23 protein-coding genes are annotated in these 22,936 nt (G+C 69.5%); 2 read left to right on the top strand and 21 right to left on the bottom strand.

Annotation, left to right across the window (positions count from 1 at the left end; translation table 11 throughout):
* Nucleotides 1-481: 481 nt before the first annotated feature.
* The 11 genes from ABTZ17_RS07090 to ABTZ17_RS07040 form a co-directional block, all read right to left on the bottom strand.
* Complete coding sequence (locus ABTZ17_RS07090) at nt 482-1,030, bottom strand: hypothetical protein (RefSeq protein WP_352194494.1); 549 nt, start codon at nt 1,028-1,030, stop codon at nt 482-484.
* Nucleotides 1,031-1,325: 295 nt separating this feature from the next.
* Nucleotides 1,326-1,646 carry a hypothetical protein gene (locus tag ABTZ17_RS07085; protein WP_352194493.1) on the bottom strand — a complete coding sequence of 107 codons (321 nt, stop codon included), beginning with the start codon at nt 1,644-1,646 and terminating at the stop codon, nt 1,326-1,328.
* Between the two features lie 104 nt (nt 1,647-1,750).
* A complete protein-coding gene (locus tag ABTZ17_RS07080) occupies nt 1,751-2,254 on the bottom strand; it encodes a hypothetical protein (RefSeq protein ID WP_352194492.1) in 504 nt (167 codons plus the stop codon).
* Between the two features lie 110 nt (nt 2,255-2,364).
* A complete protein-coding gene (locus ABTZ17_RS07075) occupies nt 2,365-2,730 on the bottom strand; it encodes a hypothetical protein (RefSeq protein WP_352194491.1) in 366 nt (121 codons plus the stop codon).
* 8 nt (nt 2,731-2,738) lie between these two features.
* Complete coding sequence (locus ABTZ17_RS07070; RefSeq protein ID WP_352194490.1) at nt 2,739-5,705, bottom strand: hypothetical protein; 2,967 nt, start codon at nt 5,703-5,705, stop codon at nt 2,739-2,741.
* 62 nt (nt 5,706-5,767) lie between these two features.
* Nucleotides 5,768-6,964, bottom strand: coding sequence for a hypothetical protein (locus tag ABTZ17_RS07065; RefSeq protein ID WP_352194489.1), 1,197 nt, complete (start codon nt 6,962-6,964; stop codon nt 5,768-5,770).
* Nucleotides 6,964-7,944: a hypothetical protein gene (locus ABTZ17_RS07060; protein ID WP_352194488.1), complete on the bottom strand. Its 981-nt coding sequence runs from the start codon at nt 7,942-7,944 to the stop codon at nt 6,964-6,966. Before ABTZ17_RS07060 ends, ABTZ17_RS07065 begins: the two co-directional genes overlap by 1 nt.
* Before the next feature lie 134 nt (nt 7,945-8,078).
* Nucleotides 8,079-9,026 (bottom strand): hypothetical protein, encoded by a 948-nt coding sequence (locus ABTZ17_RS07055; RefSeq protein ID WP_352194487.1) that lies wholly within the window; start codon nt 9,024-9,026, stop codon nt 8,079-8,081.
* Nucleotides 9,013-13,029, bottom strand: a complete 4,017-nt coding sequence (locus tag ABTZ17_RS07050) for a phage tail family protein (protein WP_352194486.1) — start codon at nt 13,027-13,029, stop codon at nt 9,013-9,015. Before ABTZ17_RS07050 ends, ABTZ17_RS07055 begins: the two co-directional genes overlap by 14 nt.
* Nucleotides 13,022-13,237 (bottom strand): hypothetical protein, encoded by a 216-nt coding sequence (locus ABTZ17_RS07045; RefSeq protein WP_352194485.1) that lies wholly within the window; start codon nt 13,235-13,237, stop codon nt 13,022-13,024. The genes ABTZ17_RS07050 and ABTZ17_RS07045 overlap by 8 nt, the downstream gene beginning before the upstream one ends.
* 65 nt (nt 13,238-13,302) lie before the next feature.
* Nucleotides 13,303-13,827 carry a hypothetical protein gene (locus tag ABTZ17_RS07040; RefSeq protein WP_352194484.1) on the bottom strand — a complete coding sequence of 175 codons (525 nt, stop codon included), beginning with the start codon at nt 13,825-13,827 and terminating at the stop codon, nt 13,303-13,305.
* A gap of 230 nt (nt 13,828-14,057) precedes the next feature.
* On the opposite strand from ABTZ17_RS07040, the gene ABTZ17_RS07035 reads away from it, so the two are divergent.
* The gene (locus ABTZ17_RS07035) at nt 14,058-15,509 is read left to right on the top strand and encodes a ParB/RepB/Spo0J family partition protein (RefSeq protein ID WP_352194483.1); all 1,452 of its coding nucleotides are present in this window, start codon (nt 14,058-14,060) and stop codon (nt 15,507-15,509) included.
* A gap of 10 nt (nt 15,510-15,519) precedes the next feature.
* Nucleotides 15,520-16,458 carry a ParA family protein gene (locus tag ABTZ17_RS07030; RefSeq protein WP_352194482.1) on the top strand — a complete coding sequence of 313 codons (939 nt, stop codon included), beginning with the start codon at nt 15,520-15,522 and terminating at the stop codon, nt 16,456-16,458.
* A 98-nt stretch (nt 16,459-16,556) separates the two neighbouring features.
* Here ABTZ17_RS07030 and ABTZ17_RS07025 read toward each other — a convergent pair whose 3' ends face one another.
* From ABTZ17_RS07025 to ABTZ17_RS06980, 10 genes are all read right to left on the bottom strand, one after another.
* Complete coding sequence (locus tag ABTZ17_RS07025) at nt 16,557-17,150, bottom strand: phage tail tube protein (protein WP_352194481.1); 594 nt, start codon at nt 17,148-17,150, stop codon at nt 16,557-16,559.
* A 71-nt stretch (nt 17,151-17,221) separates the two neighbouring features.
* Nucleotides 17,222-17,512: a hypothetical protein gene (locus ABTZ17_RS07020; RefSeq protein ID WP_352194480.1), complete on the bottom strand. Its 291-nt coding sequence runs from the start codon at nt 17,510-17,512 to the stop codon at nt 17,222-17,224.
* Nucleotides 17,509-17,958 (bottom strand): hypothetical protein, encoded by a 450-nt coding sequence (locus ABTZ17_RS07015; RefSeq protein WP_352194479.1) that lies wholly within the window; start codon nt 17,956-17,958, stop codon nt 17,509-17,511. The genes ABTZ17_RS07020 and ABTZ17_RS07015 overlap by 4 nt, the downstream gene beginning before the upstream one ends.
* On the bottom strand, nt 17,955-18,194 hold the full coding sequence (locus ABTZ17_RS07010; RefSeq protein ID WP_352194478.1) for a hypothetical protein: 240 nt from the start codon (nt 18,192-18,194) through the stop codon (nt 17,955-17,957). Before ABTZ17_RS07010 ends, ABTZ17_RS07015 begins: the two co-directional genes overlap by 4 nt.
* Before the next feature lie 109 nt (nt 18,195-18,303).
* Nucleotides 18,304-18,834, bottom strand: coding sequence for a putative phage head morphogenesis protein (locus ABTZ17_RS07005; protein ID WP_352194477.1), 531 nt, complete (start codon nt 18,832-18,834; stop codon nt 18,304-18,306).
* Complete coding sequence (locus ABTZ17_RS07000; protein WP_352194517.1) at nt 18,834-19,163, bottom strand: hypothetical protein; 330 nt, start codon at nt 19,161-19,163, stop codon at nt 18,834-18,836. Before ABTZ17_RS07000 ends, ABTZ17_RS07005 begins: the two co-directional genes overlap by 1 nt.
* A gap of 2 nt (nt 19,164-19,165) precedes the next feature.
* Nucleotides 19,166-20,032, bottom strand: a complete 867-nt coding sequence (locus ABTZ17_RS06995; RefSeq protein WP_352194476.1) for a hypothetical protein — start codon at nt 20,030-20,032, stop codon at nt 19,166-19,168.
* Between the two features lie 11 nt (nt 20,033-20,043).
* A complete protein-coding gene (locus ABTZ17_RS06990; RefSeq protein WP_352194475.1) occupies nt 20,044-21,774 on the bottom strand; it encodes an SGNH/GDSL hydrolase family protein in 1,731 nt (576 codons plus the stop codon).
* Nucleotides 21,775-21,833: 59 nt separating this feature from the next.
* Nucleotides 21,834-22,295, bottom strand: a complete 462-nt coding sequence (locus tag ABTZ17_RS06985) for a hypothetical protein (protein ID WP_352194474.1) — start codon at nt 22,293-22,295, stop codon at nt 21,834-21,836.
* Nucleotides 22,296-22,400: 105 nt separating this feature from the next.
* A complete protein-coding gene (locus ABTZ17_RS06980) occupies nt 22,401-22,883 on the bottom strand; it encodes an IPT/TIG domain-containing protein (RefSeq protein WP_352194473.1) in 483 nt (160 codons plus the stop codon).
* Nucleotides 22,884-22,936: the final 53 nt, after the last annotated feature.

Below are 22,936 nucleotides of genomic sequence, written 5' to 3'. Positions count from 1 at the left end.
CCCTCGGGGGCGAACCCTCGGGGGCGAACCCTCGGGGGCGAACCCTCGGGGGCGAACCCTCGGGGGCGAACCCTCGGGGGCGAACCCTCGGGGGCGAACCCTCGGGGGCGGTTCGCCAAGTGCGGGCTACGACCAGCTTTTGGTTCGCACCGGGCCAGCCAGCGTGTCTTGGACTTCCCGTACAGGGGTTGTTGTTCCCCGGGGGAACAGCGCCCCCTGTCTGTTCCCCCGGGGAACAGACAGGGTCGCTTCTCGCACTGAGGGAGCCCGTCCTAGCGGCCATGAATCGCTTTGACCTGCGGTGATCCCGCGTACCCGCGTACCCGCGTACCCGCGTACCCGCGTACCCGCGTACCCGCGTACCCGCGTACCCGCGTACCCGCGTACCCGCGTACCCGCGAACCCGCGAACCCGAGTGTGGGGAGGCAAAGCGAACGGGCGTACCCCCTGGGGGGGTACGCCCGAGAACCACGAGTCTGACCTATGCCTCTGCGGCCCTTGCCGCGGCTCGTTCCGCTCGTTGCCGTCGGATGCGCTCCTCGTCCTTGCGCTGTTCCTCGCGCACGTACTGGAGGAACACTTCCGGGTGTTGGTCTGCGAGTCGGCGCCGCGCGCGAGCCCGCGGGTTCGGCTCCGGCGGAAGGTGACCGCGACGGGCCACCAGGGCAGCCGCGATGAAGTAGAGAAGCTGCCCCTCGTGCTCGGCTGCCAAGCGAAGCCGACGACGGCGCTCTCGGTAAGCGTTGGCGCTCTCGTCTGTTCCCTGATCCAGGAACTTCTCAGGAACTTCGGCCACCTCACCGATCAAGCGGCGAGACTTGCGTGCCAGCTCGGGGGACCTGATGGCGTAGGCGGCGACCTGGTCCTTCTCCGTAGAGCTGAGGAAGGCGACGAGCACGCTGGTGAAGTCACGATTCGTGAGCTGGCTGTACTTGTTGATCTGCGCGGTGACTGCACCGGGGTCCGGCTCCGTCCAGCGGCTCTGGCGCGAGGCCGGTTCGTCCGGCCCGTTCTGCTGCGTTGCCGCCATGAAGGCTGGCCTCCTGGAGTCGCTCGTGGCCAATCGAGGCCGATGGGGACCTACGGGGTGAGGTGGCCACCCTGCGACCGATCTCCCCGTGGGCCGGATCATCCCGGGTAGCAACCAGTACCCGGCCAGTCTCGGTCAACACACCCTGTGCAACGCCCCTTCTCAACCCGGCGTACCGGGGAGGAAAGAACCACGAGGGTGGGTAGAACCTTCTACGGTGAGATCGGCGGCAGGATGGCCACCTCAGTGCGGCATGATACCCGCGCTGCGCCGCTGAGCGGCGACGCGTCAGGGCCTACTGGCCGGCTGCCGTTCCCTTCGGGCTGGTCGCGGCCTCGATGGCGGGAGCGATGGTGGTGGGCTTCCAGATGAGGTCATAGGCGCTCTGCGAAGCGGCGAGGACCGCGGCGAGAGTGCCCAGGGTCGGCAGGCCATGCTGGAACTGCTCCGGTCCGCCCACAGCGGCCACGGTCAGCAGACCGGCGACCAGCGCAGTGACGACCGCGACGATCTTCTTGGTGAGTACTGACCACTGCGGGCGCTGGACGATGGCGGTGAGCAGCGGCAGGAACGCGCCTACGGCGGAGCCGGTGACGATGGAGTCCAGGGTGGACATGGTGGTGATCCCCTCTGTCGATGGTGAGGGGCTGAACTCTCAACGGTGGTCACCGCTTGCGTCTCGGGCGCTGTTCCCCCGGGGAACAGCGCCCGAGAGCGGGGCTACCTCCCGAGGTTTTCGATGTCCGCCGCGATCTCCTCGGGTGGTTCCGGAGCGGGCCGGCCCAGGGTCTTGGTGACCAGGCCACGCAGTTCGCGGATGTAGTCGAGGGCGCTCGCCTTCCAGCGGCGGTCCTTGCGCTGTTCCTCTTGGAGCTGGCGCACTTCGCGGGTCAGTTCTAGCTGTCCGGCCTCCAGCATCGCGACCCGCTCGACGGTTCGTGCGTGCATCGTGCGTTCCTGCTCCAGGAGGACGTGCTGCTGCCCGAGCATCCCTCGCTGCTGGTCGAGGAGAGAGGAGAAGCCGGCCGTGACGGTCCTCATCGCTTCGACGTAGGTCTGCCCCTCGGTGGCCTCGGCGGCGGTCTTGGCCTGGAGGTCCGCCACGTGCTCGTCTGCGTCGCCCTTGCGCTTGACCTGCCGGTAGCTGAAGAAGGCGCCGATGGTGATGCCGAGGGCGCCGAACGCGGGGGCGATGATCGGCGCCGCGGAGTTGAGCCAGTCCATGGCGCCTCCTGGTGTGTGCTGCACGGGGCCGGGCCTTTGGGCCTCGGCCCCCGGTCGTGCATACGGTGCGGGGCGTTGCGGCTACCGTCTCGGGGCCGTCATGGCGGCCGTCACTGTGCGGGGGCCGGTCCGACCCCGGCGGTGAGGTCCCAGGCTTGGCGGACGGCATCAAGGATCTGCTCATCGGTGATCCGGGCTTCTGCGGCGCCTCCGTCGATCGGTAGGGGGGCGGCCGCCGCGGCGGCGGAGATGTTCGGGTCGGCGGCGATGCTGGGGGCGAGGCCGGGTGTGGTGGAGTCGGCCGGGTTCAGGACGCTGCGAGCGAGACCGGTTCGCAGGGGGTGCCCGGGGGTGTCGGCGGGTTCGGAGAGGACTTCGCGGGCGATGCGGGTGACGGCGGCTCGGACCCGGGCGATGAAGACGGGGTCGTGGGTGAGCTCGTTCTCCAGGAACAGTGGCAGTGAGCGCGTGGTCATGGACCCTCCTATTTGGTGTAGATGACGCGGAGTTTGGGGGCGTAGCCTTCGCCGACGCCGCGGGCCCGGCCGTAGTACGTGCTGGTGCTGGATCCGGGGTCGAGGGCGATGCCCCGCCAGGTGGTGCTGTCGAAGATCGATGTGATGTCCACCCACTTGCCTTGGTTGCGGGACCAAGAGACGGTCATCGACTCGGTGTCAGAGGAGAATGTGCTCGGCCTGGACGAGTGCTTGTGCGCCTTCAGGACGGCTTTGCCGCCGGACGACGAGTACCAGTGCTCGAAGTACAGGTAGACCAGTACGCGTTCGATCTGCGCCCCCGCGAGGTCGGTGGCCAAGGCGGGGGGGAACCCGAACAGGCTGGCGAAGGTCCCGTGCGTGGAGCTGTAGTACCCCTGCATCAGCTGGTTGCCGTAGGAGGGGGTGTACGAGGAGCGGCCGCCGTAGGAGCCGGACCAGGCCGCGTTGTACACCTTGTCGTAGGTCTTTCGAGGAGGTGTGCTGGCGCCGCCGCCGGTGTTGTAGACCCCGGTGTCCGCGATCCTCGGGCCGACGTCCTCCACGTACATCAGGCCCGGGTACTCGGGTGCGCCGAAGAGCCGGACGGACTGCCCGCTGGGGCCGGACTGGACCTGGAAGGTGCTGAGGATGCGGTGCAGGCCCGCGCCGAGGTCGCGGCCGGATCGGACGAGCTCCATCCGGACGGCCTGCCAGCCTCCGGAGTCCAACGGGTAGATCCTGCTCTGGATCTGCGTGGAGGTGATCTTGGGGGTGCTGGAGCCGCCGTCGCGGAGCAGCAGGACGAGTTCGCCGCCGGCGACCGCGGGGTCGGCGTAGGTATCGAGGACGATCCGGTACATCCGTTCCGTGTCCGCTTCGAAGCTCAGCTCCACGAAGCCGAGTTCCCCCGCGGAGGCGGTCACGGCCGTGTGCTGGTGGCTCATCGCGACGATGCCGCGCGCGGACTCCGCGAGCCGGGCCCCGATCGGAGTTCCGCCGATGGTGAGGTCGTCGGCCACGGCCACACTGGCGAAGCCGGCGGAGCCGGTGTCGTCGATGGTGGCAACCGCCACTCCGTCGCTGCTCAAGGTGAGAAAGTTCCTGGCTCCGGCGACCAGGCTGATCGCCGGCTCCCCTTCGGCATCGAAGACACGCATCCCGTCGGGGGCAAGCTCCGCGCGGGCCCCGCCCGGGGCGGAAGCAACGACGATCCGGCACACGACGTTGTCGTAGTGCACCGTCCCGGCCGTGACATCGGTCGCCGCAATCCGGATGCGCCCGGTCACGGCTTGCGCCGGGGCCACCAGCGTGGGGCTTCCCGACATCGTCAGCCAGCCCGCACCTGCCGCACCACTCGCGCTGCTCACCGTGCTGTAGCCCAGGGTGGCCCCGCCCGAGTCCTCCCACCGCACGTACACCGTCACCGACCGCCCCGCCCAGTCCGCGGAAACTCGGTAGTCCGTGGACAGCCAGACCTTCATCCCCGGCGTCGCCCGCAGCGTCCCGAGCGTGTGCGTGCGGTCCACCGCGGTTGCCGAGGTGCAGTCGACCATCGCTGCCCGCGGAGAGCCGTTGCCCCCTGAGACGATGCTCCACCCCGTGCCGGTCGGGAGCCGGGCCGCAGCCGTCTGCCCTTCGAAGCCGCCGTCGGCTATGAGGTTGCCGTCCGCACCCACCCCGAGCTGCTCGGTTCCGATCGCCCCGGGCCCCACGGCGGCCGCGGTGACGGACCCGGCCCGGAGTTCTCGTGCCGTGACGGCATCGGCTGCGATCGTGCCCGCGGTCACTGCGTCCGCCGCGATCTTGCCGGCGACCACCGACCCTGCGGCCATCGCGGCCGCGGTGACGGCCCCGGCGCGCAGCTCTCGCGCCGTGACCGCGTCCACTGCGATGGTCCCCGCCGTGACAGCGTCCGCCGCCACCTTGCCTGCAGTGATGGCGGCGGCCTTGATGTGCGTGGCCTCCACCACGCCCGCTCGGAGGTGGGTGGCCTCGATGGAGTTGGCGGCCAGGTGTGCGGCGGTGACGGCCAGGGCCCGGATCTCCCGGCCCGTGATCGAGTCCGCCGCGATCTTTCCCGCGACCACCGAGTCCGCCGCGAGAGACCCTGCCGTTACAGCCCCGGCCAGGATTTTCGTTGCGGTCACGGAGTTCGCGGCGAGGGCCCCGGCGGTCACGGAGTTCGCGGCCAAGCTCCCGGCGGTCACCGACCCCGCCGCCAGCGCTGCCGCGGTCACGGCGTTCGCGGCGATGGAAGCGGCCGTCACCGCCCCCGTGGCCAGCTTCCCCGCCTCCACCGCAGCGTGGCCGATCTTCGCCGCCGTCACTGCGGCGTCCGCCAACGCCCGCGCGTCGATCGCCGCGACGGCGACCTTGGCCGCTGTCACGGCCCCGGCCGCGATCTTCAGTTCGCTGACGATGCCGTCCAGAAGGTCCCCGCCGACCGCCTGTCGTGGCGTCGAGGAGACGGCGGCGGAAGCCGGACCGAGCACCCCAGCCGTGTTGACGGCCATCAGCCGCACCCACACCGGGGTGTAGCCCTCGATGGCGAGGGTGACCGAGCCGCCTGCGGCGTTCCCGATGGCGCCCGCCAGCGTTGCCGGGCCCGGAGTGAAGCCGGCCGTGGGTCCGGTGTGGACCTGGATGCGGGCCAGGTCCGCGGGAGCGGCGTGGGCGTCGTCCCACAGTCCGTCCCAGGACACCACCAGGCCCGCCAGAACGGGGGCGACCGAGGGCGTGGTCGGCGTCGGGGGAGGCGGCGCGTTGACCGGGGCCACGGCCATGGACCCGTCCGGCTGGATGCCCACGGACCCGCGGTAGGTGCCGTCAGAGTCGTAGACGTCGAGGGAACCGCCCTCGATGGAGCTGTGCGCGCCCTGGGTGGTCCGCTCCAGGGCCTTGAGGCGCTTGTCGAAGTCGGCGAGCAGCCCGGCCATTTGCCGGGTCGCACGCTGGTCGTCCAGGAAGTTCACCACGGGCCGGACCGTGGGCGGCCCGGGTGGCTACTGTCCCGGGCCGCCTGTCCGGAGGGCGGCGGTCAGTAGTGGAAGGAGTCGCTTCGACGCAGGTCCAGACGGCAGGTGTCGGAGGAGGACAGTTCGTCGGCGACGATCCGGTGCCAGATGTCCACTTCCCCGACCCAGGGCACCGTTACCTGGATTCGGACGTCGTCGCCGAGTTGCCAGGACCCCACGGGAGCGTTGGGGTGGTGGCGGATCTCCACCGAAGGGATCTGCAGGCCCTGTGTTCGGCCCGCGAGTTCCCGCTCGCCTCGTGTGCGTAGGGCCTTGTCGGAGGCGAGGGTCTTGTCCGTGACGACGGCGACGCGGCGCAGTCGGCCGTCGTAGCGGTGGACCTGGGCCCGCTTCATCTTGCGGCCCTGCCCCCGCCCGAGGACGACGGCCTCGTTCGCGAAGTCGTCCCCCAGTCCTTCCGGGCGAGCGATGGCGACCAGGTTCTCGCCCTCCGCGATCCGCAGGTCGGGCCTCTTGCGGCCCAGGCGAGGCTTTCCGAGCCGGATCCGGTGGACGACCTCGTTGGCGGCGCCCCAGGAGTGCGTCTCGGCCCAGTCGAAGGGCGTGCTCCGGGTCAGCTCGTCCAAGGTCTGCCCGCAGTCCGGGTTGTCCCACCAGGCCAGTTCCCACGGGTCCGTGCCGTCGGCGGCGCCCAGGAGCTCGCCGTGGGCGTGGCCGTCGATCTCCAGGCCGATGTTGCCGTAGGGGCGGGACTGGATATGAGCCCAGATCTTCCGAAAGGCGTCGAAGGTGTCGATCCGGGGTCCGGCGTAGGGCTTGGGCGGTGGAGGAACTCGTACCTTGCCCTTCTGCCCGTCCACCCAGCCGTCCCCGTTTCGGTCCTTCCCCGCGTACGGATCCTTCGGGGTGATCAGGGCGCCGCTGATCATGTAGTCCTCGTAAGGAATGCCGTGCGGGTAGCAGGACAGCCCTTCGGCGATCACGGTGGCCTTGGGCCCGTCGTACGAGACCTTGGTGATGATGCCGCCCCAGCGAATGGCCCGGTCGATCTCGACGTAGATCTTGGTGGACCACTCCTGAAGGATGGGCTGGCCGTCGGGGCCCCGAAGACGGGCGTACTCCGGGTCGATGACCCCGGTCAGGGACCCGGGCCCCGACAACTCGCGCCGAGGGTTCGAGGTCAGGGTGAAGGGAATCTCCGGGTCGATGATGTGCGTGCTGAACACCCTTTGCGCGATGAAGCGCCAGGTGGCGGGCATCAGGTTTCGTCCTCGTCGGGGTCCTCGACCCACTGGACATCCGCCACGCCTGTGGTCACCACGTCGGCCTGCAAGATGCCGGCGTTGTTGGAATCGAGCTGGACGAGGGCGCTCAGGGTCTGGACGGTGCCTCGCATCGCGGGCGGGATCCTGACGGTGTCCGCGGACATCATGTTGATGCGCTGGGAGCCGTCGGAACGGGCGGTGTCGATCTGGACGCTCTGGCCCTGCACGCTGCTACCGAGCTTCCAGGCGCAGGCCCCCCACACCCCTCCGCCGATGACCTGGGTGCCGAGGATGTCCATGCGGATCCTGGCCCGTACGGCCCACGGAGGCACCTCGATGGTCCAACGGGCCATCGGGGGCCACGCCACCCACGTGCCCTTCGAGTTGCCGGGCCAGGTCTGATCGCCGAGGGGGCTGGTGGTGTAGAGGCGGCGATCCTGCCGCGGATTCACCATCTGCCGCAGGTCACGGATCATCGCCTGCGTGATGGCGTTCGTGTTCGGCGGTATGTCGATCCTGGCCAGCGTGATTGCGGAGTCCTGGGGCCGGATCTGCCGGACGCTGGTGGTCGTCTTCGGGACACCCGACAGGATCCGGGTGTGGACGTACGGGCCGACAGCAGGGTTCTGCGGGTTCGGCCAGGTCTCCCCGTAGGTGTATGGGTTCTCGATCCGCGCGATGACCAGGTCCGAGCGGGCGGCCGGACCGGTGGCGGCCACCGCCACCTCGTCGTTGTTGATCGTGCGTGCCGCATACGCCTGGTACGACGAGCCGTCGGAGCGGTCCAGGATGGCGCAGGCCCCGTGTCGGACCTGGATCCGTGCTGCGGGGGCGCTCAGGGACTTCACCTGAAGGCTGGTGGACCCGACGATGCCTTCGGCGCCTCCGAAACTGGCGAACGCCAGCAGGCGGGCGACCTCGCTCGAATGCTCGGCTCCGCCCTCTACGAACCAGGGGACGCTGTCCCATGTCATGCTGCCGCTCCTCGCTCGCTGATCTTGGCGAGCGAGGAGCGTGCGGGGCGCAGAAGGCTTGTGTCCCGGTCCCGGTCCCGGTCCCGGTCCCGGCTCGTACGTCGTATGTTGCATCCGACGCAATTCGCCCAGTTTCACAGGTAGGCGAAGGCGTCCCGCCACGTGATCGTCATGTACGAGTTGCCGGTGTCGTCGGTGCCGCGGAGGATGCAGTCGACGTTTCCTGTCGGCAACCGCATGTCCCGCAACAACGGGGCGGGCCTCATGAGCCAGCCCGCGGCGTTCGCGTTCCCGTTGCGCAGCACGGTCCTCCTCCATGGGCGGGTGTCGATGGTCAGGTACTCCGACCGCCCCAGCGTGACGTTGAGCTGGGCATGCCAGTACCCGTAGACATCGATCATGGGCAGGACGATCGGTCCGTGGAACGTGATCACCGGCCACGTCGGGGTGGTGCCTGCGACAGTGGCCTGCCCCGGGACCCGGGAGGCGCCGGGACCCCTCAGCATCAAAGGCGCCTTCAAGGGCCCCTTGAGTCCGGGGTGGGAGGCGGGCAGCATCCCGACCCGGATCGTCTGCTCTGCCCCGTAGGACAGCGAGTCCACGCAGTCGAACTTCAGCAGTACCGAGGTCCACCCCTGCCTGGTGAACCGGACGTTCGCCGGCTGGAGAGGTTGGGGCCGTCCGAAGAAGGTCCTCTCCCGGCCTCCCTGCATCGTGGTCAGCTCACAGACCGCACCGAACTCTCCGCGGACGGCCTCCGCGTCCCAGGCGCGGGACAGGGACGAGACGCGGGCGAGGTTCGCGCCGTGCCGTCCCCCGACGCCCCCGACGGCGTCCACGGTGTCCACGCCCACCTCCAGGGTGATGCTGGCGGCGCCACGCCGGTCCTGCCCGAACCGGACGCCGTCCTCCCCAGGGAGCACCGCGGGCCCGGACTCGGACCCCGACCGGTTCTCGTACCGGATCTCGTACGGCTGCAACAGAGGGAACCCGCTGCGGGCCGACCCGATCACGTAGTTTGCACCGCGGTGGATTCCGCGCCCGGGGTACGAGAGCATCCACTCGCCCTCAGCCAGCGGCATACGCACCTCCACGCTGGATTCGGCGCAGCTCGAAGATGGTGTCTCCGATGGCCGCACTGGGGCTCATCGGCGCCCCGGTCATGGTCAGGTTCAGGTCGCCGCCGATCAACGCGGCAGCCTGGGTGTCCGCGGCACGCCGTGCGGAGGTGGTTCCCCCGGTGTTGCGGCGGGTGTTCATGGCGCCGTTGCCGTACTGGCGCAGTGCGCCGTCGGCGAAGTAGACGACCCTTCCGCCGAACATCGCTGCGACACGGTCAAGAATTTCCGCAGAGCGCTTGCGTTTCGTTGGGTTTAGTGGGATATACGCTTCCCCGCCTGTCTCAGGCTCCGCCCACACCCGCCACTCGCCGGGCCGGGCGATCTGTGCGACGTGCCGCTCGGTGCCCTGTGCGAAGGCTCTGACACGGCTGGCGGCCCGGCGGATCCCGCCGTCGGCGAAGTTGACGATGCCGCCGTCCGCCTTCGGTGCCACATACGGCTGGCCGACAGTGTTGTACTTGATGGTGACGGTGACGACCCTGCCGGTCAGGGAGTTGATGCGGCTCTGGATCGCCTGCACCTGACTGATGGCCGTGCCCGAAGGGGCGCTGATCTCCACCTTCCGGTCCTTCAAGTCGCGGATCTTGTAGCCCAGGTTCTCCAGTTCCTGCCGTGCGAGATTCGTGGGCGCATCGACCTTGATGCTCTTGCCCTTCATCCCTGCGACCTTGTTCTGGACGCTGGTGAGGTCGGCGGTCGCTTTCTGCACCAGGGTCTGCACGGTGACGGTCTTGCTGCCGGGGGTGGCCGCCAGGTCACCCACGAGCGCACCGAGGCTAGCGCGGGCGGCGTCCGTCGGGGCCGAGATCGTCACCTGCTTGCCACCGGGCAGCATCTGCACCTGAAAGCCGAGGTTGCGGAGCGCGGTGACGGCGGCCCCGGTCGGCGCGGCAACGGTGATGGTCTGATTCTTCGGCAGGTTGAGGAGCCGCGTGGACAGGCTCAGGATGTCGGCCGTGACCTTCTCCATGCCGTTGGACTGCAGAAGCACGGATACCGAGGACGGGATCAGACCCATCTTGTTGGCCAGGCCCGCGGCCTCGTCGGCGGTCAGCCCCAGGTCCGTCCCGTACCGGATCGCCGCGTCCCGGGCCCGCTGCACTTCCGCCTCGGCCTTCTTCATGGCTTCGGGGAGGGTGATGTCGTTGGCGCGCGCCATCTCGAAGGCCGCGTTCGCGGCCCCGAGGGAGGAGTCCCGCAGCTCGGCCAGGTGGGAGTTGTAGTCCTGGCCCGCCCGGGTCACAGTGCGCAGCGAACCGTCCTGGTTGATCAGTTCCTTGTTGGCGTCCTTGAGGCGCTGGGTGTTGCTGGTGATGGCGTCGTTGACCGAGAGGACGGCGGCGTTGACCCGGGTCTGGGCGTCGTGGAAGGACTGGGTGCCCCCGGTGAGGGCATCGAGCGCGATCTTGAGCCTGTTGACGCGGTCGTCAGCCGTTGCCGTCGAGTTCGACATGCCTTCGACGGCGGTCTTGAGACGAGTGAAGGAGTCGGTCCCCTTGTTCCCGGCGTCGTTCATGGCCGCCGCGCCTTCGCGGGCGTCCCGCATGCTCGTGTTCAACTCGCCGTTGAGACTCTTGAGCGCTTCTGCGGCCTCGCGGTACGGCTTCGAATTCGGGCCGTCGCCCTTGACCCAGATGTCACGGCCCTTCTCGATGTACTCCTGCTTGGCATCGGCCAGCCGGCGCAGTCGGGCTTCCAGGTCGGCCACGCCGTTGCTCTCGTCGAGGTAGGCGTCGGTCAGCTCGGTCAGGCCGACGCCGACGTCGCGCAGCTTGTCCACCAGCTTGGTCTTGCCGTCCCCGAGCTTGGAGTCCTGCAGCAGTAGCACGGCCTGGGCGCGGACGTTCGCGTCGATCGCCCCATTGGACTCGCGCAGGGCCTGTGTCAACGAGCTGATGCGGCTTCGCTGCTGCTCCGCGGCTCGCGCGGCCTTCTCGTGCCGGTTGGCCAGCAGGCCGACGCCGATGGTGACGGCTGCGATCACCGCGGTCAGGGGGCCGCCGAGCGCCCCCACGAGGCCGGTCATCGCGCCGCCGGCGACGCGGGCGGCACCCTGGACTCCGCGCATCGCTCCCGTCAGGCGGCCGCCTCCGGCCGCGGCTGTCGTGTAGGCGGCGCCCATCCGTTGCCACAGGGTCGTTTGCACGGCTGCCCCGGCCGCCGTGGTGGTGGAGATGGTGCCGACGCTGCGGATCGACGTGGCCAGGCCCGTGAGGAGACCGGTCACGCTGCTCACGATCCGGAAGGCCAGGATCGTACCCAGGAGGAGGCCCAGCGCTGTTCCGGCCCCGGGCACCACGTTCAGCAGGCCGTTGACGATGACGAGCAGGCCGTTCAGCGCGCTCAGGATGAGGCCCAGCCCGGACCCGGCCGCGGACAGGGTCGCGAAGAGGCTGGCGATGTTCGAGACGAGCCCGATGATCGCCGGACCGATGGATCCGCCGATGACATCCAGGAACCGTCCGACGGCCGGCATCAGCTCGGTTCGGATCTGGACGATGAGGTCCCGTATGCCGTTGTCCTTCGACATCCGGCCCAGGCCGCGGACGAAGTCGCCGGCGAGCTTGTTCAGCTCGGTGAAGGTCGGTGCCGCGTCGCTGAAGAACTTCTTCATCGACCGCTGGCCTTCACCGGAGTTGGCCCAGCGGTTGAACCGCAGCATCGACGCTTCGAGCCCGCCCAGCAGCGCGTTGCCGGTGTCCATTCCGGCCCGTGCGACGCCCGCCAGGCCCTTGCCGAGGTTCAGGGTCGTTCGGCCGAGCAGCTTGGCCTTCTCGGCGGCGTGATCCAGGAATCGGGCCAAGGACCCTGTCTCGCGACCGGCCTGTGCGGACCCGCGGATCCACTGGGTGAACTTCTCGCCGCCCTTGGCGACCCGTTCCACGAACGGGCCGGATGCCACGAGGAAGTGTCCGGTGGCCGCCGCCAGGTTGGCGACGCCGTTGCTGACGCTGCCGATTACCTTGCTGTTGGATGCGGCGACCGTCTTGAAGTCCCGGGCGAACGGCCCGCTGCGCATCGCCTGCGCACCTCGTTTGGCCAGGTTGCCCATCTGGCCTGCGGCGTCCCCGAGGGAGTCCCGAAGAAGCGGCAGGACCGCGGACGACAAGGGCGCGATGTCGTCCGCGACCTTGGAGAAGAATCGTTCCTGCACCGCCTGGCGCATCGACCGCCAGGCGCCGCTCAGACCGGCGACGGTCTTGACCGACGCGCGCGCCGACACCGACAGGCCCTGAAGGGACCGGTCGAGCGCAGCCTGTTGCGCGGCGGTCAGCTCGGTGCCGTCGGCGAGCTGGCTCTGTGCCTTGAGGGTTTCCTTCAGCGCCTCCCCGAATCCGCCGAAGGCGACCCGTGTGGCGATGGCCGCCGTGCCTGTTGCGGCAATCAGGCCCGGGATCGCCCCGAGCACGCCGACCGCGGGCAGCGCCGCCGACACCATCGCGGTAAGCCCTGCGGCGTACTGGGTGATCGCCGCGATGGCGGGCTGGGCCAGCGAGACGATCGCTCCCAGTGCCAGCGACCGCAGCATTCCGCGGCGGCGGCCGCGGCCCGGCAGGTTGAACTCCACCGGTACTCTGACCGGCTCGATTTCGGCGTCAGCCTGGGCCCGCTGGAAGAGCCGGCGGAGCCTGCCCAGGAACCCGCCCTCTCTGCCCGACTCGCCGTCCGGCCGCACGGGAACGTGGATCCCGCTGTCAGCGGCCTGGCGGGCAGCCGTGTCCAGCTCTTCGCGCAGGCCGTCGCGGTCCACGCGGACCTCGACCTTCGCCTTGAGGCCCTTGGACGCCTCCTTCACGGCGCTCTTGAGCCGTCGGCGCAGGCCCTTGTCGTCCACTTCGAGCTTGACCTTCGCGGCCAGGCCCTCGGCGGCCGCCTCCACCTTCGTCCGCAGCTCACGGGCGAAGCCGTCCAGGACGGAAACGACCGTGACTTCCAGGCGTCCGGCCTGCAAACCCTCAGCCACTGGGGCGCACCATTCCTCTCCGGGCGGCAGCCGCGAGCATCTTGCGGTGGCCGGTCATGGGGGTGGGCTGCTGCGCCGATGAGCTGTTCCCCTGGGGAACAGCCGCCGCATCGTAGGGGCGCGTGACCGTCCGGGGTTCCGTGCGGCGCTTGTCGGCAGCAAGCAGGGCGACTTCCTCGATGACCTGCGCCAGCAGCTCGGTGTGCACGGTCCAGCCGTTGTACGGCGAGGAGGCCACACGGGACTGCTCAGGCAGGCCGTCCAGGAGAACCGTCAGCCGGCGGAGACCGATGAAGCCAGGTCGTCCAGGCCGGAGCCAGATGCCTCGGGCGTCGAGTCGGTGGAACCGGGAGAGGTCGGATTCGACGTCGGGCCAGCGCTCGCGGAGGAGCCGGCCGGCCCGAAGAGCTTTCCCAAGTCGACTCCGTAAAGGGTCACGAGGCCCTTGGTCAGGCGAACGTAGTCACCGATCGACGGCCGGGCCGCGGTGAACTCCTCGAACGCCTCGGGCCCGAGCAGCACGCGGTAGATCTCCTTCACCGCGCCCACGAATCGCATGGGCAGCGACGGACGGCGGAACAGAAGTTCGATGATCTCCCCGGTCGTCGTCGTGCCCTCCACGGTCACGATGTCGCCCAGGACCCCCATGAGGTCCAGCTCAGGGGAGAACAGCGGGTCGAGGGCATCGACCGGCACCTCGGGCGGGAAGAGGAACTGTCGGCCGCGCAGGAGTACGGGGATGCCGTTGGGGTGCTGCACCTCGCGCCGCTCGGCGTCGAGATCGATGGCGAAGCTCATGGGGTGGTCCTCCCGGTTCGGTATCGAGCCGGGGGAACGTAGACAGCCGATGTCCCTACTGTCCTGGTCCAGCGGGCACCGGATTGTGCCCGGCCCCGGACACCGGGCGGCGCCCGGCTGTTCCCCGGGGGAACAGCACGCCCGGATTAGACCGGGTGACATCAGCTCCGGGGGGTCTTCGGCGCTAGCCTCTACCGCGAAGGCATCTCTGCACGATCGGAAGGACATCTGTGGCACAGCAACTGAAGAGGACAGCCAAGCGAAGCGGCAGCAGCCCGGCATCTGCCGTCCCCACCGAGCAGGAGGTCGCTGCTTCTACAGCCTCGCGGTCGCAGACCTTCTTCAAGGTTCCGACGAACGAGGTAAACGGGGAGGGGCTGAGCATCCCGGTATCGGACATCTCCGCGAACCCCTTCAACGACCGTGACCTGGGGGATCTGACCGGTCTCGCCGACAGCATCAAGATGGACGGTCTCCTCCAGGACATCGTCGTGATGCACACGGCCGCGTTCGTCAGCCACTACCCGGACTTCGCCGAAACCATCGGGACCAAGTACGTCATCGCGATGGGCGAGCGCCGATGGAGCGCCACGCAGGTGGCGGGCATCGGCACGATCCAGGCCGTCCTCCGCAACGACATCGCTCCGAACATCCGACGCGTCCTCTTCGTGGAGAACTTCCACCGCAAGGATCTCTCCCCCATGGAAGAGGCCCGCAAGTTCCAGCGGATGCACAACGAGGAGGGCATGACCTATCGGGAGATCGCCGAGGACCTGAGCCTGAGTGGTCCGTCCTACGTCTCGCGCAGGCTGGAACTGATGGTTCTCCCCGCCCAGCTCCAGGAGCTGATCGGAGCCGAAGACGGCCTCGGTGTGACCGACGCCCGGAAGATCGCTGCCGCGCTGAAGGACCCGGAGGAGCAGATCCACGCGTGGCACCTGGTTTGTGACGAGGGCCTGTCTCTGAAGCAGGCGATCCAGCAAATCCGAAGCGGCGACACTGTTCCCCCGGGGAACAACGTTCCCGAGCCGCGCCGAGTCGACCCCGCCGAGGTCGTGGACCCGGCGAAGGGTGGAATGCCGGAGCCCACCAAGCAGCAGACCACCCTCTCGCCGGCATCAGCAGGCTCCGAGACGAACGCGGATCCGGAGGCGGCGGATCCCTCCGCGCAGCCGTCGGCCCCAGCTGTGCAGCCGAGCAAGGCGGTCGCAGCGGCGGATCGGCACTCCGCGGCGCGCAACCACGCGTCGGCGGACCGCGAGCAGACCTGCCTGGCCATGATCAAGGCAGGCGTCGAACTGACAGCCCAGCAGGCGGACGCGCTCTTTGCGCGCACCCTCTTGGCACCCACCCAGCAGGGACCCGCCCGCACCCGTGCCCACAAGTGGCTGCGCGACGGCGGCAAGGCCGGGTTCTCCATCAGCGACACCGACTCGTACTTCGAAGCCGTGCTGTCGTCCGGGAACGCCGAACTGATCAAGACGGTCACCATTGCTACCGCCCTGGCGGCAGGCGAGATCAGGGCCCGCGACGGACGCCGCCCGTGGGACCAGCACGATGCCGAGCATGTCAGGCTCCTCATCGAGGTCGGCCAGCACCACCCGGAATCCTCATGGGAAGCAGCGCAGCTCACCAAGCACGGGATCCCCTTCCCGACCACCGCACCCACCACTCAGCTCTGACAGGAGACCGATGTCCAAAAAGACACTGCCTCGCAACACACGGCCCGGGGGCCGGAACTGGCCGCTGCTCATCGCCGCACTGATCATCAGCGGTGGAAGCGCGAAGACGACCAGCATCGTCATGCTGGCCGTCACTCTCGCACTGCGCGGCTACAAGGTCCGCGTCTTCGACTTCGACCACCAGCGCAGCGTCAGTCACATCGCCTGCGCCATGGACGAGCTGCCCGCAGGGCAGGGCACCATCTACGAACTCATGCATGGGGCTTCCCTTGAGGACTGCACCGTGCCCTTCCGCTACGTGGTGACGCCCGAGCTCCCCGACCCGGAGAACCCTGGGAGGATGCTCCCGCCCGAGTACGAGACCATCGAGGGCCTTCAGATCGTGCCGGGCTCGAAGCACGTCAAGAACTTCGATGTCGAGACCACGCAGCCAGGCAACGAGTTCCTCATTGCGTGGTTCCGCGACCTGTGCGACACCTATCAGGGCGACGATGACGTCTGGCTGCTCGACTTGCCCGCCTCCCTCAGCAAGCTGGGTGTCTCGGCGCTGACCCCGTTCGGGGAAGACGACGAGATCGTGCCTCCAGTGCTCGTCACGAGCAAAGAGCAGATGGACCTCAAGTCGACGTTCGAAGAGCTCGCCGAAATGCGTCAGCAACAGAACTCGGGTCGCCGCGGACGGAAGTCGCTGCCCACGATCAAGCACATTGTGATGGCCGGTACCCCGACGCCCGGACGTCCGGACAGCGAGGGGGAACTGACGGTGGCCTCCATGACCGAGACGTATAGCAAGCACGTCGGGCTCCACAAGGTTCGCTGGAGCAGCTTCGTCCGGCAGATGCACCGCAGGCAGGCTCCGGTCCACACCTTCGGGCCATCTAACGCTGCCCCGATCGAGGACTACAACAAGGTGGCCACCGCTTTGGGGTTCGTTGACCTGAACCCGTAGCCCGCGCTGTTCCCCAGGGGAACAGGAAGGCCCATACCGTTCGCGGAAGTCGTCACCTCCCGCGCCCGGTACGGGCCTTCATTCGTACCCGGCCCAGACTACGCCGCGCTGGAGAAGCTCGGGTCGTTCGTGATCAAGTACCAGGCATCTGCCTCGTCGCCGCCCTGCACCGCCAGGCGCAGGGGGAGCACGGCTTCCTTCGCCTTCTGGAGGTCGGTCTGCACGCCCTCCATCTGCATGGCCCGCGGGACCATGTACCGGTACACCTTCTCCCCGTCGATCACCTCGATGCAGGCTGCGACCTCGGAGCGGCCGCCGATCCGCGGGGGCGCGAACCTGTAGTGCTTGGCGCCGGCCGGTGCGCCGGCCGGGGTGATCTCCGTGATGGTGCCTCCGCCGAATACCGCACGGAAGTTGCGGCCGTTCCACTGCTGGAGATCGACCTCGATCGTCGCGCTGTCGCTGGTCTGGAACGTGCGCGAGGGGAAGTCCATCTGAGCGGACTTCACCTGCTCGAAACTCGGCTCCTCGTTGAACTTCAGGCTGTCCTCCGTGGTGAGCCCGACCGAGTACCAGGCCGACGGCATCGCCACGGTGGCGTCGGCTGGGGCCGCGGTGCCGACCGGGGCAAGCCAGACGCGGGTCCGTGCGGGAACAACGATCTGTGTCGAATTGGTGATCTCGCCAGCCATGGCGGTACTCCTCGTGGCCTGTGGTCAAGGGCTGGCCACGGTGAGGAGCGGAGCCGGCTATCGTCTCGGGCTCAGAAAGGGCCAGGGCACGGAAGAAGCACCGGTTCGCGGAGGGCGGTGGTGAGGAGCCGGCCGATGCGCAGGCGTTCGGCGTACTCCTCGATGTCGCGCCGGGCGTTCAGGCAGGCCCACGGAACGGGGGCGGGGAACCGCATGATCCGAACAGGGAAGCCGGCGCCGAAGGTCGGCCCGTCCGTGTCGAAGTGGACATCGGCGACGGTACCGATCGTGGTCCAGGCATCCGTGTCGTCCGCGGTGGTTCCGACGGGGGCGACGGCAACGATGGCGCCAATGAGGTTCACGAGTACTCCGGGTTGGGGTGGAGGGAGACCAGCAGGCCCATCACCCAGCGGGGCTGACCTGTTTCAAGGGGGGATTCGAGAAGGACGCCGGACGGGCGGACCCCGCTCACCACGGCTTGCCCGTCCGACCGTGTGGTGGTGGAGAGTTCGGAGGCGGCCACCGCGCAGATCTTGAGGATGCGGGTGAGAGCGGCCGGGCCCGGCCAGCCGCCCGGGTCGCCGTACACCTCCAACGTGATCTCCGGCTCGGTGAGCCAGGTGAGGTCCCCCAGGCTCCCACCGGGGCCGAGGGCCACGCGCAGGTGCGGCCAAGGGGCCTCCCGGGCACCGGAGACGCGACCCGGGCCACCGAGCGCTTCCTCGACTCGGGGATGGCCGGCCAGCCAGGACAGGACCGCGGCCACAGGGTCGGCGTCCGCGATCGCGTAGGAGGCTTCCGCGTTCACGCGCGTCCGCGGGCGAGGTAGCCGGATCCGCGGAGCTGACGGGCGTACTCCGGGGAGACGAGTGCACTGTCGCCCGGCATGTAGTCACGGCCGCCGATGCGCAGGTGGTGGGCGAATGCCACCTTCTCCGGGGTCTGGCCGTCCCGAAGCGGCGGCCCGATGACCTGCTCGGAGGCGGTGACGGGAGCGTTCTCGGAGTCGGTGGGCGGGGTGGTGGTCTTCCTGGCTGTCGTCATGGGCGGGACTGTGCAGGATCCGGCCGCTTGTGTCCTGGCCTGCCCGAGAGGGGGCTGTTCCCCCGGGGAACAGCCCCCCTGCTGTGAGGGTGCCGGGGTGGAGCCGGGGTCAGTGCCGGGCGGCGACCGCCGCGGCGGCGCGGGCCATGTAGTAGACGCCCTTCGCCTCCAGGTTCCCCGGGTAGAGGGTTCCGACCTCGGCAGGAACCACCCACGGGCCCGTGGCGACCACCTTGACGGTCACGGTGCTGCCGGTGATGACCGGAGGCCGGGTGTTGATGTGCCGGGCGATACCGTCGCGGATCTGAACGGCGTGGCACCGGCAGTTCTTCAAGTTGGCCACGGCCCGGGAGGACTCGTCACGTGGGCCCTTCATGAAGGTGATCGGCCCCAGGCCGCGATGCTCACGGTCCCAGCGCATCGAGTTGACCCGAAACCGCAAGTTGTCGGGGACCTCCTGGCCGTGGGCTGCGACGTGTGTGGGCCGCACCTTGTCGTCGGCGACCGTGATCCACTTCTTGGTGGGTGGGGCGAAGATCTTCGCCTGGCGCTCCACTTCGCGGGCGATCGCGTGCACCTTCGGAGCGACGAGGGCCGCGAGCTTGCGCTCCAGGCCGGGAGCGACACGGAACCGGGCCATCAGGGCACCTCCGGTGGGTTGAGGGTCGCCGTCACGGCGATGTAATCGGCCGCGCCGTAGCCGGGGACCCGCTTCAGAAGCGCGGTGGCCACCGTCCAGGTGCGGGTTCCGTCGTCGAGGATGTCACCGGGCTCGACAGGCCAGGCGGCCGGATCGACGCGGAGGGTCCATGAGCTGTCGGCCTGCTCGCTCGCGGCACCCGGCCAGGTCCCTCGGGCTGCGGGCCGCGCGTCGGGTGGGGGCGGCACGGGGACACCGTGGGCATCCCGGCCCCAGGGGTGGGCCAGGACGTACACGGTGAGGTCCCGATCGGGCAGGAGGACGGCCATGGTCACCACCGGTTGTATCGGCGGCCGCGGCCGTACGGCCAGGCCGCGACCGGTGCGCCGACGATGGGCCGGTACAGCCGCTTCCTGTACCCGGCGAGCGACTCCAGCGAGGGAAGCGCACCGGCCTGCCCGGCCGCAGGGGCCGAGTCGTAGCTGATCGACTGCCCCTCCGCCGACACCGAGGAGACCCGACGCCCGCCGTCTGCGGTGCCCGGCTTGTTGCGGATCATCTCGGCTGCGTGGGCCAGGACGTAGCGCACGATGGGTTCCTCCCGAGCTGCGTGCAGGCCGATGAGGAGCCGCACGTCGTACCGGCCGTCGCTGGTCGCGGTGTGGGAGAGGACCGTGGTGATGTCGTCGTAGGACGGCGCGGGCCAGGCCCGGGAGTCGGACAGGGGGTAGCCATACAGCGGCTGGACGGAGCGCAGGGTCTCGGGCCGGGGTACAAGTGGTCGCCCAAGGTAGCCGGCCACATCGGACTGCGCCTTGCCGATGTCCGTCCGGAACGTTTCGCGCTGGGCGGCGGTCAGCGGGAGGGCTACGCCGAGTTCGTCGGCGACCTGCTCCGGGGAGACGAGGAAGGCGCCTCCGGAGGGAAGGTCTAGGCGCACGGTCCTGTCGATGACGGGTGGGGCCCCGCGGGTGGGGATGAAGGTGGCCGCGGCCCAGTACCGCCCGTCGGGCAGTCCGTCGGGCAGCGCGAAGGTGTAGCGGCCGTCCGCGAGACGGGAGACGCCGGTGGACATGGCCGCCGGGGTCCCTTCGCGGTCGGGCACGGAGTACAGCACCAGACTGACGACCTGGCCGCCGTCGGCCTCGGGGTCGCATACGAGACCGGCGTGGACCGGCAGGTAGGTGTGGGTGCCCATGGGGCCCCCTTTCAGGCGGGCATCACGGCACGGAGGAAGCCGAGGATGCGGCGGGCGAGGTAGACGTGGCCGGCATCGGTGGGGTGGACGCCGTCGCTGCCGATGTAGAGGTCCGCGTTGCCGTCGGCCTGGGGCGCCGACGCGGTGCCGGTGCCGGTGATCCATGGCCCATGGGTCGCAACGAGGGCGCCCGAGGCGTCGTAGATCTGGCCGGTCTGCGGGGAGACGAACGGGAACCGGGCGGCGGCCGCTGCCGCGCGGAGTGTGGCGGTGGTGTTGACGTGGGAGGCGGCCGGGGTACCGGTGGGGGACCAGCAGCCGAGCACGAACACCTGGCATCGGGGCAGCGCGGTCTTGATGCGGTCGAAGAGCGCGGCTGCTGCGGCGGCGATCTGTGCCTGGCTGGTGGAGGCATCGTTGTAGCCTCCCCAAACGACGAGCCTGTCCGGGGCCCAAGGGATCACGTCGACCTCGGCGCGTGTGCCGAAGGTCGCGGTGGAGCCTGCCGCGACGTAGCCGGTGGAGCCGCGGCTCTGCCGCCAGATGTCGGTGCAGCCGAGCATCCGGCCCACGCGATCCACCCAGGTGCCGCATCCGGCCCCGAGGTTGTGTGCCGAGCCGTCGGAGAGGGAGTCTCCCAAGACCATGAACCGCCCACCCTGGAGGGGCACCTCCCACATGCTCGCGGTGGCCGGAAGGTAGATCCCGCCGAAGGGCATCGCCGTGAAATCGAACCGGATCCTGCGTGGGCCGGGGCTGCCGAAGTCGATGCTCATGAGGTGGGTGAGGCCCTGGCCTGCCACGTTGCCCCCTGAGGGCTGCATCAGGTCGGTCAGCTTCCGGCCGTCGACGGACAGCCTGAACATGGTGGCCGGCGAGATGTGCTTGAAGCGGAGCTGGAGCGTTGCGGCGTCGCAGCCGAACTCCGCAGACCAGTTGGCTTGCCCGGAGGCGTACGTGTTCGGGTACCGCGACAGGGGCAGCACATAGGTGTTGTCGGGCGTTCCGACCCCGATCGACATGTTTCCGGCACCGGCCCAGGTGAAGGTCCCGCGCCGGTCGGTTCCGGACAGCGCCACGGGTGCCGGGGCGTACTTGATGTACCCGGCGGTGGCAGCGGATCCGAGGCCGGTGGTGATGGTGGGGCCGGGACCGGAGTGGACGGCTTCGGCGGTCACGGGATCGGGCAGGTCGCGCAGGCGCCAGGTGGTGACGGGCCCGAGCGACAGACCTGTCTGCGGCCATCCGGAAGCCTTCTTGGGCCCGTGCAGCAGCCAGGCGTCGGGCTTGGTGGTGTCGATCCAGTAGTCCCCGGTCGAACCGTCAGCGGCCGTCGGGGCCGCGGGGCCGGACAGGATGCTCGCCCCACGGTCGCCCTTGACCGGGACGTAGTTGAGCTGCGCGGGGTCGGCGGGGAGCAGCTTGGTGATGTCGACCTCGGTCACCGAGGACGACAGCGCCACGGAGCCGGTGCGCGCGGTGCCGTCGTCGAGGACGACGGTGACGGTGTACACCCACCCGGTGGGATCCATGCCCGGGTTGTCCGTCGCGACGAGCATCAGCGCGAACTCACCGTTGGCATCGAGTTCTGCCGTGGCGCGCCCGGCGATCACGGTGAGGGCCTGCTCCAGCTCCACCATGACCGGGGCCTGGAATGCGACGGTGCCGCGGTACGGGGTGCCGTCGGGGCGCCGGAACCGTCCGGTGACCCGAACTGCAGCGATGCCAGCAGGAATCGCCATCAGCCCGCACCTTCCCCCGAGGGCGCGATGGCGTTCGAGTGGGTGTACACCTCGGCCCCCTACCGCGCCTGGGCGAGCTGTTCGTGGAGCCGGGCGACGACGCGGGCGGCCTGGCCGCGCTTCAGTTCGGCTCCGATCGGCACCAGCAGCCGGGTGATGGGGGAGCGGTAGGGACCCAGGCCCACGTGCTCGATCAGGCGGACGCTGCATCGCAGGGTGTTCCCGTGCGGGAGCACCGGCACGAACACGGTGTCGGGATCCGGCGGCGGCTCTCCGGTGGCGTCATCCACGATCCGGTCGCCGAGCTGGGCCGGGAGCAGTTGCTGTGCCGTGGTCAGCGGGTCAGGCTCAGGCAGCGGCTCCGGTGCCGGCGGCGGTTCGAGCGGGGCGACTTCCGGGAGCTTCGTCTCGTGGGGGAGGGTCGCCTTGTCCTCGGGCACCTCGGTGGTGCCCTCGGGCACGGGGGTCTCCGGTGTCTGCTCGGGGTCGTCCGAAGTGGTCTTGCGGGTACGGGGCGGCACGGTTCCTCCTGCCGGTTGGGGCGTGGAGGAGGGACTGTGGACCGGCCGGAAGGCTTAGGTCGCGCCGCCGCTGCCAGGTCGGGCAGCGGCGGCGCGCAAGGCGGCTCAGGCGTAGGTGAAGCCCGCGGTCTTGGTGACGGCGCCTGCCTCATCGCCGACGATCACGTTCACGGCCCCGGCCGAGCCCGCGGGGGTGGTGACCTGAAGGCGGCCGGACGAGAACACCCTGAGATTGGTGCCTGCGGTGGCCCCGAACTTCACGCTGTCGACGCCGTCGAGGTTGGAGCCGGTGATGGTGACGACGGTCCCGCCCGCCGCCGGGCCCGTGGCCGGGCTCACGGCCGCGACCGTGGCCGGGGGGAACAGCGCGTCGACCTGCGACTGCCGCAAGATTGCTCCCGCCTTGTACTTGAGGGTCTTGATGGACCCCTCGGGGACTGCGTCACGACTGTCGAACGGTCGGGTGCCCTCGTCGTGGGTCCGCGTCGCGTAGACGTCCGCAGTGACCCTGAGCAGCGGATCACTGACGGGGGTGGCAGGGAAGCCCGTCTTCGTGATGCGGGCACCGGCAGCGTTGTACAGGCCCATGAGGTCTGCTCCTTCGGGGTTCGTAGGGGCCCCGATGCTGTGCCTCGTTCGTG

Source organism: Streptomyces sp. NPDC097619 (assembly GCF_040302735.1).
Classification (GTDB): domain Bacteria; phylum Actinomycetota; class Actinomycetes; order Streptomycetales; family Streptomycetaceae; genus Streptomyces.
Note: the sequence above shows the minus strand (reverse complement) of the source record. Positions and strands in the feature narration are given on the sequence as shown.